This is a genomic window from Azoarcus sp. TTM-91, from assembly GCF_012911025.1.
Lineage (GTDB): Bacteria > Pseudomonadota > Gammaproteobacteria > Burkholderiales > Rhodocyclaceae > Azoarcus.
On the sequence record NZ_WUEI01000282.1, the window covers coordinates 1 to 683 of the forward strand.

Below are 683 nucleotides of genomic sequence, written 5' to 3' on the forward strand. Positions count from 1 at the left end.
CTTTTCCGCCCACCTACCGCCTCGCCATCTTCGATCTCGACGGCACGCTCGCGGACTCCCTGGGCTGGTTCCTCGGCGCCATCAACCTGATGGCCGAGCGCCACCGCTTCCGCCGGGTCGAGGCGCACGAAGTGGACATGCTGCGCGGCCAGGGCGCGCGCCAGATCCTCGCCCACGTTGGCCTGCCGCTGTGGAAGCTGCCGGCGGTGACCACCGACATGCGCCGGCTGATGAGCCGCGACATCGCCGACGTCCGTCTCTTCCCCGGCGTGGATGAGGCCCTGGCCCAGCTGGACGCCGCCGGGGTGACGCTGGCGCTGGCCACCTCCAACAGCCGTGCCAACGCCGAGCGCATCCTCGGCCCGCAGAACAGCGCCCGCTTCCGCCACTTCGCCTGCGGCAGCGCGCTGTTCGGCAAGCGCGGCAAGTACGAGAAGCTGCTGCTCCAGGCCGGCGTGCGGGCGGCGGAAGCGGTTTCCATCGGCGACGAGATCCGCGACGCCGACGCCGCCCGCGCCTGCGGCCTGGACTTCGCCGCCGTCGCCTGGGGCTACACCCTGCCGGACGCGCTGCAGGCCACCGCCCCGCGCGCCTTGCTGCACGACCTCGACGAGCTCGTCGCCTTCCTGCTCGGCACCGCGCCGGCCTGCAGCGGTCCGGCCTCCGCCCTCATGCCATAATCC

At 72.8% G+C, this 683-nt stretch carries 1 protein-coding gene; it reads left to right on the top strand.

Annotated features, from left to right (window positions below):
- A partial coding sequence (locus GRF61_RS24235; protein WP_211166196.1) for an HAD hydrolase-like protein occupies positions 1-680 on the top strand: 680 nt, incomplete at its 5' end.
- Positions 681-683: the final 3 nt, after the last annotated feature.